General features: G+C 68.5%; 18 protein-coding genes. 9 read left to right on the top strand and 9 right to left on the bottom strand.

Features of this window, described 5'->3' with window-relative positions:
* Positions 1 to 23 precede the first annotated feature (23 nt).
* Positions 24 to 1,313 carry a nicotinate phosphoribosyltransferase gene (pncB, locus tag LC039_RS14775; RefSeq protein ID WP_226625718.1) on the bottom strand — a complete coding sequence of 430 codons (1,290 nt, stop codon included), beginning with the start codon at positions 1,311 to 1,313 and terminating at the stop codon, positions 24 to 26.
* Positions 1,314 to 1,432: 119 nt separating this feature from the next.
* On the bottom strand, positions 1,433 to 2,035 hold the full coding sequence (gene pncA / locus LC039_RS14780) for a bifunctional nicotinamidase/pyrazinamidase (RefSeq protein ID WP_226625721.1): 603 nt from the start codon (positions 2,033 to 2,035) through the stop codon (positions 1,433 to 1,435).
* Positions 2,036 to 2,149: 114 nt separating this feature from the next.
* On the opposite strand from pncA, the gene LC039_RS14785 reads away from it, so the two are divergent.
* Positions 2,150 to 3,079: a rhodanese-related sulfurtransferase gene (locus tag LC039_RS14785; RefSeq protein ID WP_226625723.1), complete on the top strand. Its 930-nt coding sequence runs from the start codon at positions 2,150 to 2,152 to the stop codon at positions 3,077 to 3,079.
* Positions 3,080 to 3,251: 172 nt separating this feature from the next.
* Here the strand turns inward: LC039_RS14785 and fliP are convergent, their stop codons facing one another.
* From fliP to fliF, 4 genes are all read right to left on the bottom strand, one after another.
* Positions 3,252 to 3,971 carry a flagellar type III secretion system pore protein FliP gene (gene fliP, locus LC039_RS14790; RefSeq protein WP_226625726.1) on the bottom strand — a complete coding sequence of 240 codons (720 nt, stop codon included), beginning with the start codon at positions 3,969 to 3,971 and terminating at the stop codon, positions 3,252 to 3,254.
* Positions 3,972 to 4,102: 131 nt separating this feature from the next.
* Positions 4,103 to 4,417, bottom strand: a complete 315-nt coding sequence (locus LC039_RS14795; RefSeq protein ID WP_226625729.1) for a FliM/FliN family flagellar motor switch protein — start codon at positions 4,415 to 4,417, stop codon at positions 4,103 to 4,105.
* Complete coding sequence (locus tag LC039_RS14800) at positions 4,410 to 5,015, bottom strand: ABC transporter ATP-binding protein (protein WP_226625734.1); 606 nt, start codon at positions 5,013 to 5,015, stop codon at positions 4,410 to 4,412. Before LC039_RS14800 ends, LC039_RS14795 begins: the two co-directional genes overlap by 8 nt.
* On the bottom strand, positions 5,012 to 6,616 hold the full coding sequence (gene fliF / locus LC039_RS14805; protein WP_226625736.1) for a flagellar basal-body MS-ring/collar protein FliF: 1,605 nt from the start codon (positions 6,614 to 6,616) through the stop codon (positions 5,012 to 5,014). The genes LC039_RS14800 and fliF overlap by 4 nt, the downstream gene beginning before the upstream one ends.
* A 166-nt stretch (positions 6,617 to 6,782) precedes the next feature.
* On the opposite strand from fliF, the gene fliL reads away from it, so the two are divergent.
* From fliL to LC039_RS14820, 3 genes are read left to right on the top strand one after another with little or no spacing between them, the layout of a single operon-like run.
* Positions 6,783 to 7,367, top strand: a complete 585-nt coding sequence (fliL, locus tag LC039_RS14810) for a flagellar basal body-associated protein FliL (RefSeq protein ID WP_226625739.1) — start codon at positions 6,783 to 6,785, stop codon at positions 7,365 to 7,367.
* A 10-nt stretch (positions 7,368 to 7,377) separates the two neighbouring features.
* On the top strand, positions 7,378 to 7,779 hold the full coding sequence (locus LC039_RS14815) for a hypothetical protein (protein ID WP_226625742.1): 402 nt from the start codon (positions 7,378 to 7,380) through the stop codon (positions 7,777 to 7,779).
* On the top strand, positions 7,779 to 8,402 hold the full coding sequence (locus tag LC039_RS14820) for a MotE family protein (RefSeq protein WP_226625744.1): 624 nt from the start codon (positions 7,779 to 7,781) through the stop codon (positions 8,400 to 8,402). Before LC039_RS14815 ends, LC039_RS14820 begins: the two co-directional genes overlap by 1 nt.
* Positions 8,403 to 8,420: 18 nt before the next feature.
* Here the strand turns inward: LC039_RS14820 and trxC are convergent, their stop codons facing one another.
* Positions 8,421 to 8,858 (bottom strand): thioredoxin TrxC, encoded by a 438-nt coding sequence (gene trxC / locus LC039_RS14825; protein ID WP_226625747.1) that lies wholly within the window; start codon positions 8,856 to 8,858, stop codon positions 8,421 to 8,423.
* A gap of 139 nt (positions 8,859 to 8,997) precedes the next feature.
* Here trxC and LC039_RS14830 point away from each other — a divergent pair, with 139 nt between their 5' ends.
* Together LC039_RS14830 and LC039_RS14835 are read left to right on the top strand one after the other, a co-directional pair.
* Entirely contained in the window at positions 8,998 to 9,552 is a 555-nt protein-coding gene (locus tag LC039_RS14830) for a L,D-transpeptidase (protein WP_226625749.1), read from the top strand.
* A gap of 226 nt (positions 9,553 to 9,778) precedes the next feature.
* Entirely contained in the window at positions 9,779 to 9,964 is a 186-nt protein-coding gene (locus tag LC039_RS14835) for a hypothetical protein (protein WP_226625750.1), read from the top strand.
* A gap of 73 nt (positions 9,965 to 10,037) precedes the next feature.
* On the opposite strand, the gene LC039_RS14840 is transcribed toward LC039_RS14835, so the two are convergent.
* The gene (locus LC039_RS14840; protein WP_226625752.1) at positions 10,038 to 10,709 is read right to left on the bottom strand and encodes an arylesterase; all 672 of its coding nucleotides are present in this window, start codon (positions 10,707 to 10,709) and stop codon (positions 10,038 to 10,040) included.
* 20 nt (positions 10,710 to 10,729) lie between these two features.
* Here LC039_RS14840 and LC039_RS14845 point away from each other — a divergent pair, with 20 nt between their 5' ends.
* From LC039_RS14845 to LC039_RS14855, 3 genes are all read left to right on the top strand, one after another.
* Positions 10,730 to 11,428, top strand: a complete 699-nt coding sequence (locus tag LC039_RS14845) for an ABC transporter ATP-binding protein (protein WP_226625753.1) — start codon at positions 10,730 to 10,732, stop codon at positions 11,426 to 11,428.
* Positions 11,425 to 13,950, top strand: coding sequence for an ABC transporter permease (locus tag LC039_RS14850; protein ID WP_226625755.1), 2,526 nt, complete (start codon positions 11,425 to 11,427; stop codon positions 13,948 to 13,950). The genes LC039_RS14845 and LC039_RS14850 overlap by 4 nt, the downstream gene beginning before the upstream one ends.
* 108 nt (positions 13,951 to 14,058) lie before the next feature.
* Entirely contained in the window at positions 14,059 to 14,937 is an 879-nt protein-coding gene (locus LC039_RS14855; protein WP_226625756.1) for an inositol monophosphatase family protein, read from the top strand.
* 229 nt (positions 14,938 to 15,166) lie between these two features.
* Here the strand turns inward: LC039_RS14855 and gcvP are convergent, their stop codons facing one another.
* Positions 15,167 to 18,016, bottom strand: a complete 2,850-nt coding sequence (gene gcvP / locus LC039_RS14860; RefSeq protein ID WP_226625759.1) for an aminomethyl-transferring glycine dehydrogenase — start codon at positions 18,014 to 18,016, stop codon at positions 15,167 to 15,169.
* Positions 18,017 to 18,128: the final 112 nt, after the last annotated feature.

Below are 18,128 nucleotides of genomic sequence, written 5' to 3' on the forward strand. Positions count from 1 at the left end.
GTCTCGGAAAGGGCGGGATGGCCTCAGACGACGACCTCGTGGCGCTCCTGCTCGCCGACCTCGAAGACGCGCTTGTAGCGGGCGATCTCGCTCGCGGGGCCCATCGCCTTGTTGGGGTTGTCCGAGAGCTTCACCGTGGGCCGCCCGTTGGCGCTGACCGCCTTGCAGACGAGGCTGAAGGGCGCCAGCCGGTCGTCGGGGGTGAGGCCGCGGAAATCGTTGGTCAGCAGCGTGCCCCAGCCGAAGGAGACGCGCACCCGGCCGGCGAACTGGTGGTAAAGCTCGAGGATCTTTTCCTCGTCGAGCCCGTCCGAGAAGATCACCAGCTTGTCGCGCGGGTCCTCGCCGCGCTCCTGCCACCAGCGGATGGCGATCTCGGCGCCGGTTGCGGGATCTCCGCTGTCGATGCGGATGCCGGTCCAGCCGGCCAGCCAGTCGGGCGCGTTGCGCAGGAAGCCTTCGGTGCCATAGGTGTCGGGCAGGATCATCCGCAGGTTGCCCTCATGCTCGCGGTGCCAGTCGGCCAGCACGTCATAAGGCGCGCGCGCCAGCGCCGCGTCGTCCTCGGCCAGCGCGGCATAGACCATCGGCAGCTCATGGGCGTTGGTGCCGATGGCTTCTAGGTCGCGGTTCTTGGCGATCAGACAGTTCGAGGTGCCGGTGAACCCGTCGCCCAGACCCTCGACCATCGCCTGCACGCACCAATCCTGCCACAAAAAGCTGTGGCGGCGGCGGGTGCCGAAATCGGCGATCTTCAGGCCGGGCTGGCCGCGCAGACGCTCGATCTTCTCCCACAGCTTCGTCGCGGCGCGCGCGTAAAGCACCTGAAGCTCGAACTTGCCCATGTGGTTGAGCACCGCGCGGCCGCGCAGCTCCATCAGAACGGCCAGCGCGGGGATCTCCCACAGCATGACCTCGGGCCAGGAGCCCTCGAAGGTCAGCTCGTACTGGTCTCCGACGCGCTCGAGGAAATAGGGCGGCAAGCGGAGGTTCTCGAACCACTCCATGAAGTCGGGGCGGAACATCTGGCGCTTGCCGTAGAATGTGTTGCCGCGCAGCCAGGTGCTCTCGCCGCGGGTCAGGCTGAGCGAGCGGATGTGGTCGAGCTGCTCCCGCAGCTCGCCCTCGTCGATCAGCTTGGCCAGAGGCACATTGCTGGAGCGGTTGATCAGGCTGAAGGTGACCTGCGTGTCGCGCCGGTTGTGATAGACCGACTGGCACATCAGAAGCTTGTAGAAATCGGTATCGATCAGCGACCGGACGATCGGGTCGATCTTCCAGCGATGGTTCCAGACACGGGTTGCGATTTCCACGGCGCACACTCCTCACGGGCAGTCGGAGCCCCTGTTACGCGAATGTGACAGGAAGGGCCAAGCGCTTTCTGCCTACCGGGCAACGGCTTGCGGTGGAGTTTGTTCCCCGAGAGGCGCCTTCAGGCGGCGTGCGAGAGCTTCACCCCGGCGCCCTGCATGCCCGCCCGGGCCGCCGAGAGCGAGCCGTCGAGGTCGATGGCGCGGCAGAGATCCTCGCGCACGGTCACGCTGAAATCGAGCTTCGCCGCGTCGAGCGCCGAGTAGTTCACGCAGAAATCCATGGCGAGGCCGACCAGCGTCAGCCGCTCGATGCCACGGCTGCGCAGGTAGCCTTCGAGCCCGGTGGGCGTGCGGCGGTCGTTCTCGAAGAAGGCCGAGTAGCTGTCGATCGACGGGGTGTAGCCCTTGCGGAGGATCAGGTCGGCGCGGTCGGTATTCAGCGCGGGGTGAAAGGCCGCGCCGTCGCTGCCGATGACGCAATGGTCCGGCCAGAGCACCTGCGGGCCGTAGGGCATCTCGACCATGTCATAGGGCGCCTTGCCGTCATGCGAACTGGCGAAGGAGGAATGCCCCGCCGGGTGCCAGTCCTGCGTCAGCACCACCGCGTCGGCCTCCGCCATCAGCGCGTTGATCGGGGCGACGATCTCGTCGCCGCCGGGCACGGCGAGCGCGCCGCCGGGGCAGAAATCGTTCTGGACGTCGATGACGATGAGCGCGTGCATGTCTTTGGGCCTCCGGGCTTTTGCCAAAGGCTTACGCGCCGTACCGCGCGCGCGTCAATGCTGCGGCAATCCGGTCGCTTGCCCGACTCGACCCTTGGGCGTAAACGCGCCCGCATGTTCACAGTCTGCGCCCTCTATCACTTCACCCGGTTCGACGATCCCGCCGCCCTGCGCGGGCCGCTTCTGGACCTGTGTCTCGCCAATGCCGTCACCGGCACGCTGCTGCTGGCTGGCGAGGGGATCAACGGCACCATCGCCGGCCCGCGCGCCGGGATCGATGCGGTGCTCGCGCATATCCGGGCGCTGCCCGGCTGCGCCGAGCTGGAATGGAAATTCTCCGAGGCCGCCGAGCGCCCCTTTGCCCGCATGAAGGTGCGGCTGAAGAAGGAGATCGTCACCATGGGCCAGCCCGGCGTCGATCCGCGCGCCAGCGTCGGCCACTACGTCGCGCCTGCCGACTGGAACGATCTTATTCGCTCGCCCGACGTGGCGGTGATCGACACGCGCAACGACTACGAGATCGCCATCGGCACCTTCGAGGGCGCGGTCGATCCGCAGACCGCTTCGTTCCGCGAGTTCCCCGAGTGGTGGGCGCAGAACAAGGACCGCTTCCACAACAAGCGCATCGCCATGTTCTGCACCGGCGGCATCCGCTGCGAGAAATCTACCAACTACCTGCTGAGCCAGGGCGTCGAGGAGGTCTACCACCTCAAGGGCGGCATCCTGAAATACCTCGAGGAGGTGCCCGAGGAGGACAGCAGCTGGCAGGGCAGCTGCTTCGTCTTCGACGGCCGCGTTTCGGTCGAGCACGGGCTGCGCGAGGGGCCGCACGAGCTCTGCCACGCCTGCCGCCGTCCGATCCTGCCCGAGGACCGCGCCCGCCCCGAGTACGAGGAAGGCGTCTCGTGCCACCAGTGCATCGCCGAGACCTCCGAGGAGGACAAGGCGCGCTTCCGCGAGCGGCAGAAGCAAATTGCCCTGGCCAAGGCCCGCGGCGAGCGCCACCTGCACGCGGATACGCCGGGCGAGGGCGAAGGGCTCTAGGCCGCGTCCCCCGTTCGGCAGCAACTGGATCAATCCCGCAGCGCCCGTCCGCGGAATTTCTCGTTCCATGCAGGCCGCTCTCTGACGTCGTCGCGCGCCTGCCTGAGCCTGCATTGTCCATCTGCGATCCTACATTTGCCCAACCTTGCTCTCGGGTGTCCTTGCCGCGCGCTCAGAAATAGCTCCGCACCAACGCGGCGGAGAGCAGAGACCAGCCGTCGGCGATGACGAAGAAGGCCAGCTTGAAGGGCAGCGAGACGATTGCCGGAGGCACCATCATCATGCCCATGGACATCAGCACCGCCGCGACCACGAGGTCGATGATCAGGAACGGCAGGAAGATCAGGAAGCCGACCTGGAACGCGCGCGCGATTTCCGACAGCATGAAGCTCGGCACCAGCAGCGCCAGCGGTGCCTCGGGGGCGAGCGCGGCGGCCTCGGTCTCGGGGCGCAGCGCCGCCATGGTCTCGAATGTCGCCGGATCGCAGCGCGCCGCCATGAAGCCCCGGAACGGCACGAGCGTGCGCTCGGTCGCCTCGACCAGTTCGATGCGCTGGTCGAGCAGCGGTGCGATCCCCTGCTGCCAGGCCGCGGTGAAGGTCGGCTCCATGACGAAGAAGGTGAGAAACAGCGCGAGGCTGACGATCAGCATGTTGGGCGGCGATTGCTGCAGCCCCAGTGCCTGACGCAGGATCGCCAGCACGGTGACGATGAAGGGAAAGCTCGTCACCATCACCGCGATGCCCGGCGCGAGGCTGAGCAGGGTGACCAGCGCAATCAATTGCAGGCTGACCGCGGAGACCGAGCCACCGTCGCCGAAGTCGACCGAGATCTGCTGGGCGCCCGCGGCGCCGGGCTGCATCGCGATCCACAGCATCGCGATCCACGGCATCGGGATCAGCAGCCGCGCCGCGAGCCCTAGGCCGCCCCTGAAACCTGATCGCGGCCCGTGGAGCTTCGCCGGGTTTCGCGACTCTGGGCGCGGCGCCGGCACATCGGGCGCAAGATGGCAGCTGCGCATGCTCAGCCCGGGCTCTGGATGTCCATGACCTCGAGCAGCCGCACGGCGAGCTGCGCGCTCTCGCCCTCGCCGGTGACCTCCAGCGCGCCGGTGCCGATCAGCTTGTCGCCGACGTAGAGCTCCACCGGGTCCTCGAGCCGGCGATCAAGCGTCAGCACCGAGCCCTCGCCAAGCTTGAGGAGGTCCCGCACCAGCGGGCGGGCGTGCCCGACGGACACGGTGATCTCGATCGGAACCGAGGTGAAAGGCGTGCCGCGCGCCGCGGCCTCGCCGGGGCGATCGGCGGCCGGGCCGGCTTCTTCCGAAAACTCATCCATGGGCCGCATTCCTCCGGGTGTCATGGGCAAATCCCTCGACCGCGCGCGTCACCTCCTCGAGGAGGCCGCTCAGATCGATCTGCCGTTCCGTCTCGCCGAACCGCAGGTCGGCCTGCCCTTCGGCAAGGGTCTCATCTTCCTCGAGTCGGAGCGGAAAGCCGAAGTCCTGCTCGAGCAGGGGCGCGATCCGCGCCGATGTCCCCGGGGCCACGGCGATCACCACCGCGCGGTGCGCGATCTCCTGCGCCAGAGCGGTCAACTGGTCGCGCAGGTGCAGTCCGAGGGTTTCGTGCAACATGCGGGGCAGCAACGCCTGCAGCATCTCCTCGAGCAGCGGCGTCACCCCCTCGAGCACCTGCCGGTAAGCCTCGTTGTAGGTGAAGCCGAGGTCCTGCAGGTTCTGGGCGAAATCGCTGGCGATCCGGCCGGCATCTTCGGATTGCGCCTTGATCGCATCGTCCCAACCCGCGCGGTAGCCGGTGTCGAAGGCGTCGAGCTTGGCGGTTTCGATCTCAGAAGCGTCAATACTGGCGGTGGAGACGTCCGGCTCGGCGCGGGGGGCCGCGAAATCCTCGAGGAAGCTGCGCAGATCGCTCATTTCGCCTCCTCCTTCTCATCGAGCCAGCTGCGCAGGATCTCGACCGTTTCCGTCTTGCGTTCCTCGATCAAGGCGCGCAGCCGGTCCACCGGATCCTCCTCGGAGGGCGTGTCAAAATCCACCATGCCGAGGCCGCCGAAATCGGGGCCGCTGCCAAGCGAGGGAAGGGCGGCGAAACCGCCGTCATCCTCGATCTCGCCGCTCAAGGCCTCGGGGTCGGTTTCCGAGCCGGGCAGCGAAAGCGGGGCAGGGGCGGCCCCGGAGCCGGCGAGGATCGGGCGCACGACGAAAAGCCCGAGGATCAGCGCGACGGTGGCCAGGACACCCAGCTGGATCAGCGTCATCGGATCGAGCGGAGCGGTGAACCAGCCGGGCTCGATGGGGCCGGTGCCGAGCCCCTCGGGGCGCTCGAAGGGCAACGAGCGCAGGGTGATCTGGTCGCCGCGCGCCTCGTCGAAGCCGACCGCAGAGGCGACGAGATCGCGAAGCGCGGCAAGCTCGGCGTCCGGCAGGGGGACGAAGCTCTGCGTGCCATCGGCGGCGGTCTCGAAGCTGCCGTTGACCAGAACCGCGACGGTAAGTCGGCGCACGGCTCCGGGCGCGCGGGTGATCTCGCGCATGGTTTCGGAGACCTCGTAGTTCACCCGTTCGCGCGAATCGCTGCTCTGGCTCGACGAGCTTTCACCGCCGCCGCCCGCCTGGCCATCGGGCAGGTTCGAGGCGACCGTCACGTCGGGGCTGCCGCTGTTCTGGTTGCTGCTTGTCTCTTCCTGGGTGTCGGTGGAGATGGCGACGCGGCCCTCCGGGTCGAAGCGGCGCTCGCGGATCGATTCGCTTTCGGTGACCGTATCGACGCTGACCTCGACCACAGCGTTGCCGGTGCCGACGCGCGCCTCGACCAGCCGTTGCACTCGGTCGCGCAGCGCCAGCGCGCGATCTTCGGCGCTGGGGCCGCTGCCCGGCGCGTCCTCTGTGCCGATCAGGCCGGCGGCGCTGTCGATCACCGCGACCTCCTCGGGGACGAGGCCCGGAACGGCCGAGGCGACGAGGTATTTCAGCGCGCGGGCCTGCACCGGTGTAATGGCCGCGCCGCTGGCGGTGACGGAAATCGAGGCGGTGGGGGTGACGTCGCGCTGGAACGGGTTGGTGCCGGAATTGGCGATATGCACGCGGGCGGCGCTAACCAGCGGGCTGGCGACGATCGTGCGCGCCAGCTCGCGCTCTTTCGCGCGCCAATAGGCGGCGTCGAACATCTGCGAGGTGGTGCCAAAGCCGGAGAGCGTGTCGAGCAGTTCGTAGCCCTGCGTGCCATTGGCCGGCAGCCCCTCTCCGGCGAGGGTCATCCGCAGCGCGTCGCGCTGGCTGTCGGGCACGAAGATTGCGCCGCCGCGCACCTCGAAGGGGATTCCCCGCGCCTCGAGCGCCTCGACCACAGCGCCCGCAGCGCCGTTTTCGAGCCCGGCATAGAGCAGCGACATGGGGGGCGCGCTGGCGACCCGGGCGAGCCCGAGCACGGCCAGGATCATCGCCAGCGTGGCGCCGACGACCACGGCACGGCGGCGCGGGGTGAGCGCGTTCCAGACTGTCGCGAGCTGCTGCAAGAAGACCTCCGCTTCTGGTTCCGGACCGGGGTGCCGCCCCCGGGGCCGCGGCGTTCCGGTGGCGGCCCCGGCGCACCACCTGTGAGAGGCATGTTTGCCCGAGCAGACTTAACATTCGGTTAGCCTCTGCGGGCCTATAACCGTCTTGCCAGACGTGAGGTGCCCCATGAGTGACGCCACCGCCGATGCGGCCGGCGAAGACGATGCGCCGCCCAAGAAAGGATCGAAACTTCCATTGCTTGTCGGGCTTCTGCTCGCACTGCTTGGGGGCGGCGGCGGGTTCTACGCCGCCTTCTCCGGACTGCTGCCCTTCGGCGGCGCTGCGCAGGTCGGTGGGGCAGATGGCCATGACGCGCCGAGCCATGCCGGGGCCAGTCAAGCGGCCGCGAGCGGTGACGGGCATGGCGACGGGCATGGCGACGGGCAGGGTGATGGGCATGAAGCCGCCGGGGCGGCGGCTTTCATCGAACTGCCGCAACTCGTGGCGTCGCTCGGGCCGGTGTCCGCTTTGCACCACCTGCGCTTCACCGCGCAGCTCGAGGTCGCGCCGGAGCGGCGCGCGGCGGTCGAGGCGTTGATGCCGCGCATTCTGGATGTGCTGAACACCTACCTGCGCGCGCTGGAACCGGGGGACGTGGAGGCGCAGGGCGCGCTCATCCGCCTTCGCGCGCAGATGCTGAGGCGCATTCAGCTGGTCGCCGGAGACGGCAGCGTGCGCGACCTTCTGGTAACCGAATTTGTGCTGAATTGAGGGATCTTAGATGGAGCTGATCGCGGATATCCTGCTGGCCGCCGGAGCTCTTGGGGCGGGCTTCTATTGCTTCGTCCTGTCACGGCGCCTGACCCGGTTCACCGACCTCGAAAGAGGGGTCGGGGGTGCGGTGGCGGTGCTCTCGGCGCAGGTCGACGACCTCACCCGGACCTTGGAGACGGCGCAAGAGGCGGCGGGCACATCGGGCAGCAAGCTGTCCGATCTCACCGCGCGGGGTGAGCAGGTGGCCCAGCGGCTGGAGCTGCTGATCGCCTCGATGCACGACCTTCCGGACGCGCCGGCCCCGGCGGGCGAGACATCGGATACCGACGCCGGGGCGGAGGCGGCGGACGGTCCGCAGCCAGGGCGTGAGCCGGTCTTCCTGCGCCACTCCCGAAGTGGGGCCGCGTGATGTTGCGGAGGAAGGGCAAAGCGCGCGGGCGCGGCGTGCTTGCGATCATCGGCGCGCTGATGATCGCGTCGGCGCTGGTGCGGCTTGGTGCCGGGGCGGCACAGGCGCTGGACAATCTTCCCGAGGAGACGGGGGCGGACGCGCAGATTGCTTCGGCGGGCATGTCCGACCATGCCGGTGCCGCGGCTGAAATGCCCGGGGCCTGCGTCGGCGAAGAGGATCTCGCGCCCGCGCTCGAGGCGTTGCGGGCGCGCGAAGCGGAGATGGCGCAACGCGAGACCGAGATCCGCAGCCGGATGCAGGCCCTGCAGCTGGCCGAGACCACGATCGACGACAAGCTCGCGGCGCTCGAGGAAAGCGAGCAGCGCCTGCGCGCCACGCTGGCGGTTGCCGAGAGCGCGGCCGAGGATGACGTCGCCCAGCTCACGCAGGTCTACGCCAACATGAAGCCGCGCGAAGCGGCGGCAGTGTTCTCGCAGATGGAGCCCGACTTCGCTGCCGGGTTCCTCGGGCGCATGCGCCCGGATGCCGCCGCGGCGATCCTTTCGGGGATGGACCCGCAGGCGGCCTATACGATCAGTGTCATGCTGGCTGGGCGAAACGCCAACGCGCCGAAGGAGTGAGCCGGTTGCGCTGCGCGGTCAGCCCTGTGCGCCGGGAGTGCGCAGGGCAAAGGATTCGATCTGCGCCGCAGGAAGTGCACCAGACTGGCGCGCTGCCTCGCGTCCCTTGCCGAAGGCGATCAACGTGGGGATGCCGCGAATCCCGAATTGCGCCGCTGCCTTCTGGTGCTGCTCGGTGTTCAGTTTCACCAACCGGGCCCTGCCCTTCAGCGCCGTGGCGGCCTTGGAATATTCCGGCGCCATCATCCGGCAGGGGCCGCACCAGGGCGCCCAGAAATCCACCACGAGGGGCGCTTCGTCGGTGCGGATGGCCTTTGCCAGCGTCTCGGCATCGATCTCATGCGCCTTTCCGTCCATCAGGGCCGCGCCGCAGGTGCCGCATTTCGGGCCTGCGGAGAGTCGTTCTTGCGGGACGCGATTGGTCTGGCCACATTCCAGACAGACAAGCTTGACCATTTTTGGGTCTCCTTACATTCATTACGCCTGATATGTGTTCTGCGCGCAATTGTGACAATGCCATCGGCGGTTTCCCATTGATTTTATGTGCGGTAGGCACAGACTCCCTATGCCCTGAGACAAAACCGGAGAGCAGCCCATGATCACCCGTCGCAAATTCGTCGCCACGGCAAGCGCAGGGGCGGTTTTGGCCACCGCGGCCCCGGCCTTTGCGCTCGAGCCGAAGTTCACGCCGCAACCCGTGCGCATGCGCAGCGACATGCAGCCGGGTCAGATCCTCATCATGCCGCGCGCGCATTTCCTCTACTTCATCACCGCGCCCGGCGAAGCGCTGCGCTATGGCGTCGGCGTCGGCAAGGCCGGGCTTGAATTCACCGGCGAGGCGGTGATCCAGGTGAAGAAGGAATGGCCCACCTGGCGCCCGACCAACGAGATGATCGAGCGCGAGCCGCAGACCTACGCCAAGTTCAAGGACAACGACTACGTCGAGCCCGGCGGCCCCGGGAATCCGCTTGGCGCGCGCGCGCTCTACCTGTTCCAGAACGGGCGCGACACCTTCTTCCGCATCCATGGCACCACGCAGCCTCAGACCATCGGGCGGTCGGTGTCGAACGGCTGCATCCGGATGATCAACGAGCATGTGATCGACCTCTACCAGCGCGTTCCCGTGGGCACGAAGGTGACGGTGATCTGATCCGGGTCACCCTGGATTTTCCATCTTCAAGTGCTGGGCGGCGGTTCCGAAAGGAGGCGCCGCTTTGCATTAGGTGCCGTAATTAAACGACAAATTGCCTGCTTTTCCCACGGGGCCTGCCATATTCGGGCCCGAATTCAAGGTCACGCATGGAAGCACAAGAAGAGGCCCCGATCTACGGGACCCATTGAATTCGAAGGGTATGTGTATGGCGATTATATCTCTGTTGGCCGGCAGCATCTTCGGTGCGCTGTGCGGTCTGTTCTCCTGGCTTTTCCTCGACGCCAGCGCGTTGAACGCGTTCGGTCTCTATTTCACCGCCAGCCTCGTGTCGGGCGTCCTGCCGATTGTCTTCGTTGCGCTGCGCGGCGGAGTTGCCGGAGCGCAAAAGGCGGTAGCATTGCGATCATGAGAGCGGCGAGGTCGCTGGCCCTCCACCTGAGGCTGGCCTCGCTGAGTCTGCGCTCGGGTCTGCACCTGAGGCATTAATCCTCCTCGGCTTCGGCGATGAGCGCCTCGACGCTCGGTCCCAGCGCCGCAACCACCTTCTTCACCCCCTCCGCGTTGGGGTGGATCCCGTCGGCCTGCATCACGGCGCCGAGATTCGCGGGCATCTCTCCACCTTCGCGAAGCCCGGCGAAGAAATCCTCGAAGAGCAGCGTGCCGTAGGTTTCGGCCAGCGCGGGGTAGATCGAATCGAACTCCGCCTTGTACTCGGGTCCGTAGTTGCCCGGCGCGGTCATCCCCACCAGAAGCACCGGCACATCCTGGGACTGCGCCTGCTGCAGGATGCCATCGAGGTTGTCGCGCGAGGTTGCTGGATCGATGCCGCGCAGCACGTCATTGCCGCCGAGGGTCACGATCATCGCGTCGATCTCGGGGGTGAGCGACCAGGCGACCCGCGACAGCCCGCCCGCGGTCGTATCCCCGGAAACGCCGCCGTTGACCAGGGTCACATCGTGGCCACGGGCCTGCAGCCAGCCTTCGAGCTGCGGCACCAGCCCGTCGGGCGCGGGCAGGCCGTAGCCCTGCGTCAGGCTGTCGCCCAAGGCGAGGATTTCCAGCGCCGAGGCGGGCAGGGGGGCGAGCAGAAAGGCAAGGCAGGCCGCGGCCTTGCTGAGAGGGGGAAAGCCCCCATATGTCAGTGAACGTGCCATTTTCCAGAAAGGCCCTTTCGATGCCCGATCCCGTGATTGCCCTGCATGATGTCACCCTCAGCCTCAAGGGCAATGCCGGTCCGGTCGAAATCCTTCACGGAATCTCGATGGAGGTCGCGCGGGGCGAGACGCTGGGGCTGATCGGCCCGTCCGGCTCGGGGAAAAGCTCGCTGCTGATGGTCATGGGCGGGCTGGAAAACGCCACGACCGGCCAGGTATCGGTGCTGGGGCAGGACTTCACCGGCATGGACGAGGACAAGATGGCGCGCTTCCGGCGCGACCACATGGGCGTGGTGTTCCAGTCGTTCAACCTCATCCCGACGATGACCGCTCTCGAGAATGTCGCCACGCCACTGGAACTGGCTGGGCAGAAGGATGCCTTCGCCCGCGCCGAGGCCGAGCTGGAGCGGGTCAACCTCGGGCACCGCGCCGGGCACTACCCGTCGCAGATGTCGGGCGGCGAGCAGCAGCGCGTGGCGCTGGCCCGCGCCTCGGCGCCGCGGCCGCAGATCCTGCTGGCGGACGAGCCCACCGGCAACCTCGACGGCAGCACCGGGCAGGCGATCATGGACCTGCTCTTCGGGCTGCGCGACGAACACGGCGCGACGCTGGTTCTGGTGACCCACTCCAACCGGTTGGCGGAGCGCTGCGACCGCGTCGTGCGGCTCACCGACGGGCGGGTCGACCCCACCGCCGCCCGTGCGAGGGCGGCGGAATGAGCCTCGCTACCGCCGCCCGTTTCGCCCGCCGCGAGCTGCGCGGCGGCGTCCACGGCTTCCGCATCTTCATCGCCTGTCTCGCGCTCGGCGTGGCCGCCATCGCCGGGGTCGGCTCTGTGCGCACCGCCATCGAGGCCGGGCTCTCGGACCAGGGCGCGGTGCTGCTCGGCGGCGATGCGCAGGCGGAATTCACCTACCGCTTTGCCAGCGACGAGGAACGCGCCTGGCTAGAGGGCATCTCGACCGATATCTCGGTGGTCACCGACTTCCGCTCGATGGCCACGGTGACCCGGGACGGCGAGACCGAGCGGGGCCTGACGCAGGTGAAATCGGTCGACGGGGCCTACCCGTTGCTGGGCGAGATGGAGCTCGATCCGCCGATGCCCCTGACGCAGGCGCTGGAGGGCGGCGATCTGCCGGGGGCCGTCATGGCGCCGGTGCTGGCCGACCGGCTGGGGCTGACGCCGGGCGATAGCTTCAAGCTGGGCACGCAGGCGTTCACCCTCTCGGCGGTGATCCTGCGCGAGCCCGATGACGCGGGCGGCGGCTTCGGGCTTGGCCCGCGCACGCTGGTGCGTACCGAGGATCTCGGCAACAGCGGCCTGCTCGCCCCCGGCTCGCTTTACGAGAGCGAATACCGCCTGCTGCTGCCCCCCGGCAGCGACCTAGATGCGTTGAAGGACGAGGCGGCCGAGCGCTACCGCGAGGGCGGCATCCGCTGGCGCGACTCGCGCAACGGCGCGCCGGGCGTCGCGCGCTTCGTCGAGCGGCTGGGACGCTTCCTGGTGCTGGTCGGCCTCTCGGGGCTGGCCGTGGGCGGCATCGGCGTCTCGGCGGCGGTGCGCGCCTACCTTGCCCGCAAGACCTCGGTCATCGCCACGCTGCGCACGCTGGGGGCCTCGCGCAACACAATCTTCCTCACCTACTTCCTGCAGATCGGCGCGCTGTCGCTGGTCGGCATCGCGCTCGGTCTGATCCTCGGCGCGGGCGTCCCGCTGCTGTTTGCGCCGATCATCTCGAGCGCGCTGCCGGTGCCCGTGGCCTTTACGCTCTACCCCGCGCCGCTGGCCGAGGCGGCGCTCTACGGCGTGCTGACCGCGCTGCTCTTCACGCTCTGGCCGTTGGCCCGCACCGAGGAGGTGCGCGCTGCCACCCTGTTCCGCGACGCGCTCGACAGCGCCAGGGGCCTGCCCGCGACGCGCTACGTGGTCGCGACCTTGGCGCTGCTGCTGTTGCTGGTGGGGGCGGCGACGCTCTTTGCCGGGGACCGCAAGATCACCCTCTGGACCGCCGCCGGGCTGATCGCCGCGCTGGCCGTTCTTGCCCTCGCGGCGACCGGCATCCGCTGGCTGGCGCATCGCGCGGCGCCGCTGTCGCGCGGGCGTCCCGCGCTGCGGTGGGCGCTTTCGGCCATCGGCGGCCCGCGCGAGACCGCGGCCTCGGTGGTGCTCTCGCTGGGGCTGGGGCTGACGGTGCTGGCCGCGATCGGGCAGATCGACGGCAACCTGCGCGCGGCCATTTCCCGTGACCTGCCCGAGGTCGCGCCGTCCTATTTCTTCGTCGACATCCAGCCGAACCAGATCGACGGTTTCCGCACCCGCCTCGCCGAGGATCCGGCGGTGAGCCGGGTCGACAGCGCGCCGATGCTGCGCGGCGTGGTCACCCAGATCAACGGGCGTGATGCGCGCGAGGTGGCGGGCGGCCATTGGGTGGTGCGCGGCGACCGGGGCATTACCTACGCGGCGCAGCCCGACGAACGCACCACGATCACCGCTGGCGAATGGTGGCCAGAGGATTACGCCGGCCCGCCGCAGGTGAGCTTCGCCGCCGAGGAGGCCGAGGAGATCGGCCTCGAACTGGGCGACGAGATCACCCTCAATATCCTCGGGCGCGACATCACCGCCACGATCACCAGCTTCCGCGAGGTGGATTTCTCCACCGCCGGGATAGGCTTTGTCATGTCGCTGAACCCCGCGGCGCTGGCCGGGGCGCCGCACACCTGGATTTCCACGGTCTACGCCGAGCCGCAGGCTGAGGCGGCGATCCTGCGCGACCTGGCGAATGCCTACCCCAACATCACCGCGATCCGCGTGCGCGACGCCATCGACCGGGTGTCGGAACTGCTCGAGGGCGTCGCGGGCGCGATCCGCTGGGGCGCGGCGGCAACGCTGCTCACCGGCTTCCTGGTGCTCATCGGCGCGGCCTCGGCGGGCGAGGCGGCGCGCAGCTACGAGGCGGCGGTGCTGAAGACCCTCGGCGCCTCGCGCGCGCGCATCCTGCAGAGCTTCGCGCTGCGCTCGGCCCTGCTTGGCGCGGCGGCGGGCGGCGTGGCGCTGGTGGCGGGCATCCTCGGGGGCTGGGCGGTGAGCCACTTCCTCATGGAAACCGAGTTCAGCGTCATGTGGGGCTCGGCGCTCGGGATCATCCTCGGCGGGGCGTTGGCCACGCTGCTGGCCGGGCTCGCCTTCGCCTGGCGCCCGCTCAGCACGCGGCCGGCGCGGGTTCTGCGGGCGCGGGAATAGGCGGCCCGCCCCCGGCGTCGGCCCCGGCTTCGGCCTTGTGTCTTGATCCTCGGGGCGGGGGCTGGCAGGTCAGTCCCGACCAAAGGCTGCAAAGGACGGACCTCCTCCATGACCGATTCCCTGCCGATGCCGATCTCGGCCCCGATCACCCCGGCGCAGCGGACCAGCATCCTCAACCTGTTGCGCCGCGCCGCGCGGGCCGAGATCCTGCCCCGGTTCCGCGCGCTCGACCCTTCGGAGATCTCCGAGAAATCCGGGCGGCAGGACCTGGTGACCGCCGCCGACAAGGGCGCCGAGGCGATGATCGCGCGCGGGCTGCAGCGCATGTACCCGCACGCGCTGATCGTCGGCGAGGAGGCCGTGGCCGAGCATCCCGAGATCCGCGACAGGATCGGCGACGCGGAACTGGCCTTCACCATCGATCCGGTCGACGGCACCTGGAACTACGCGCACGGGCTGGCAACCTTCGGCATCATCCTGTCGGCCACCCGTTTCGGCGTTCCGGTCTTCGGGATGATCTACGATCCGATCATGGATGACGTGGTGATGGCCGAGACCGGCGGCCCCGCCGAGATGTACCTGCCGAAGCGTCGTCTCAGCCGCCACATCGGCGTGTCGCCCGGCGGCCAGCTGTCCGAACTGCACGGTTTCGTGCCGCTCTACCTCTTTCCCGAGGAGAAACAGGCGCAGGCCGCGGCGGTGCTGCCACGCTTCGAGCGCAGCTACACCCTGCGCTGCTCGGCGCATGAATTCCGCCTCTTCGCGCAGGGTTCGGTGGATTTCCATTTTTCCGCGCGGCTGACCCCCTGGGACCATGCGGCAGGGGCGCTGATCGCCAAATGTGCCGGCGGCCACGTGGCGATGCTGGACGGCTCGGAATACAACGCGGCCAACCGCGACGGGGTGCTGCTCTGCGCCGCCAACAAGGAGACCTGGGAGCGTATCCGCGACGCCTTCGCTTGCCTGCTGGAGCCGGCGCAGGCCTGAGGCAGCCCGCGCAGCAAAGCGAAAAGAGCGGGACCGAGGTCCCGCCCTTTTGCGTTGAAAGCCTTCGGCTTGCCTCCGGCGGCGATATTGTCATCTAGACGAAGAGCGGAGCGTTCCGCCTTTCCCTCTTCCGGATTCAGGTTGGGCGGGGAGCGCGCGGGGCACACATCGTGGTGCCATCGGTTCGAGCGCCCGATGGACGATGCCCCTCGCGCCCGCCCTTTCCGTCTTACTCCGCCGCCTCGGCGTAGTCGCTCATCGGCGGGCATGTGCAGGTCAGGTTGCGGTCGCCCCAGGCGTTGTCGACGCGGTTGACCGGCGGCCAGTACTTGTCGACCCGGAAGGCGCCCGGCGGGAAGCAGCCCTGTTCGCGGCTGTAGGGCCGGTCCCAGTCGCGCACGAGGTCTTCCATCGTGTGCGGCGCGTGCTTCAGCGGGTTGTTCTCGGCATCGGCCTTGCCCTCTTCCACCGCGCGGATCTCCTCGCGGATCGCCAGCATGGCGTTGCAGAAGCGGTCGAGCTCGGCCTTGGTCTCCGACTCCGTCGGCTCGATCATCAGCGTGCCCGCGACCGGGAAGCTCATGGTCGGCGCGTGGAAGCCGCAGTCGATGAGGCGCTTGGCGACATCGTCCACGGTGATGCCGCAGCTGTCGGCGAAGGGGCGGATGTCGATGATGCACTCATGCGCCACGCGGCCCTCGTGGCCGGTGTAGAGCACCTCGTAGGCGCCCGACAGACGGGTCGCGATGTAGTTGGCGTTGAGGATCGCCACGCGGGTCGCCTGCGTCAGGCCGGCGCCGCCCATCATCTGGATGTAGCCCCAGGAGATCGGCAGCAGCGAGGGCGAGCCGTAGGGCGCGGCCGAGACCGGACCGGCGATGCCCTCTTCCAGAGGATGCGCCGGCAGGTGCGGCACCAGGTGCTCCTTGACGCCGATCGGGCCCATGCCGGGGCCGCCGCCGCCGTGCGGGATGCAGAAGGTCTTGTGCAGGTTGAGGTGGCTGACGTCGCCGCCGAGATCGCCGGGGCGCGAGAGCCCCACCATGGCATTCATGTTGGCGCCGTCGATATAGACCTGGCCGCCGTGCTCATGGGTGATCGCGCAGACGTCGCGCACCGTCTCCTCGAAGACGCCGTGGGTCGAGGGGTAGGTGATCATGCAGGCCGCCAGCGTGTCGCTGTACTGCTCGGCCTTGGCGCGGAAGTCGACGAGGTCGATCGAGCCCTTCTCGTCGCATTTCACCGGCACGACCTTCCAGCCGACCATCTGCGCCGAGGCGGGGTTGGTGCCATGCGCGTTGACCGGGATCAGGCAGACGTTGCGCTGGCCCTCGCCGCGCGCCTTCTGCCACGACGCGATGGTCAGCAGACCCGCGTATTCGCCCTGCGCGCCGGAGTTCGGCTGCATGGTGAAGGCATCATAGCCGGTGACCTTGCAGAGCTTGTCCGAGAGGTCGTCGATCATCTGCTTGTAGCCGAGCGCCTGGTCCTCGGGGACATAGGGGTGCAGCCCGGCGAACTCGGGCCAGCTCACCGGCATCATCTCGGCGGCGGCGTTGAGCTTCATGGTGCAGGAGCCGAGCGGGATCATCGCCCGGTCGAGCGCCAGGTCGCGGTCTGCGAGGCGGCGCATGTAGCGCATCATCTCGGTCTCGGCCCGGTTCATGTGGAAGACCTCGTGGGTCAGGTAGCTGCTGGTGCGCAGCGCGTTCTCCGGCAGGCGGTAGCGCGGGGCGAAATCCTCGTCCTTGCGCAGCAGGCCGAAGGCACGCCAGACCGCCTCGATGGTGGCCGGGCGGGTGGTCTCGTCGAGGGTGATGCCGACGCGGGTCTCGCCGACCTTGCGCAGGTTGACGCCCTCTTTCACCGCGGCGCGCAGCACGCCCTGCTGCAGCAGGCCGACGTCGACGGTGATCGTGTCGAAGAAGGTCTCGGGCTCGACCTTGAAGCCGGCCTCTTCCAGCCCGCGCGCCAGCCGCTCGGTCTTGCGGTGGATGCGCTGCGCGATGGCCTTCAGCCCCTCGGGGCCGTGGAAGACGGCGTAGAAGCCGGCCATGACGGCCAGCAGCGCCTGCGCGGTGCAGACGTTCGAGGTCGCCTTTTCACGGCGGATGTGCTGCTCGCGGGTCTGCAGGGCGAGACGGTAGGCGCGGTTGCCGTGGCTGTCGATCGAGACGCCGACGATGCGGCCCGGCATGGAGCGCTTGTAGGCATCCTTGGTGGCCATGTAGGCGGCGTGCGGGCCGCCGTAGCCGAGCGGCACGCCGAAGCGCTGGGTCGAGCCGACGGCGATATCCGCGCCCATCGCGCCCGGCTCCTTGAGCAGGCAGAGTGCCATCGGGTCGGCGGCGACGATGCCGATCGCCTTGGCGGCGTGCAGCGCGTCGATCTCGGCGGTGAAATCACGCACGTGACCGTGGGTGCCGGGGTACTGGAAGATCGCGCCGAAGACCTGCTCGGCGTCCAGGTCGTCGGGGCTGCCGACGATGATCTCGATCCCCAGCGGCGCGGCCCGGGTCTGCATCACGGCGATGTTCTGCGGGTGGCAGTTCTCGTCGATGAAGAAGGCCTTGGCCTTCGACTTCGCCACGCGCTGCGCCATGGTCATCGCCTCGGCGCAGGCGGTGGCCTCGTCGAGCAGCGAGGCATTGGCGATCTCGAGCCCGGTCAGGTCCGACACCATGGTCTGGTAGTTCAGCAGCGCCTCGAGGCGGCCCTGCGAGATCTCGGGCTGGTAGGGCGTGTAGGCGGTGTACCAGGCGGGGTTCTCGAAGATGTTGCGCTGGATCGCCGGCGGCGTCACCGTGCCGTGGTAGCCCTGGCCGATCAGCGAGGTCAGCACCTTGTTCTTCTTGGCGACCTCGCGCATGTGCCAGAGCATCTCGCGCTCGGACATGGGCTTGCCAAGTTCCAGCGCCTCGGCCTGGCGGATGCCGGCGGGGACGGTCTGCTTGATCAGCGCGTCGAGGTCCCGGACCCCCAGCACCTCGAACATCTCCGCCATCTCCTTGGGCGAGGGCCCGATGTGGCGGCGGTTGGCGAAATCATACGGCAGGTAGTCTGTGGGCGTGAAGGCCATGAGGATCTGTCCCGAAACAGCAGGTTCAGCAGGGATTGGGGGGCAAGGTACGGCCCTGCCCCTTTCATCTTTCTTCAATGAGGCGCCGGCCCCGCGTGACCGCCGCGCGATG

Source organism: Alloyangia pacifica (assembly GCF_020524285.1).
Taxonomy (GTDB): Bacteria; Pseudomonadota; Alphaproteobacteria; order Rhodobacterales; family Rhodobacteraceae; genus Salipiger; species Salipiger pacificus_B.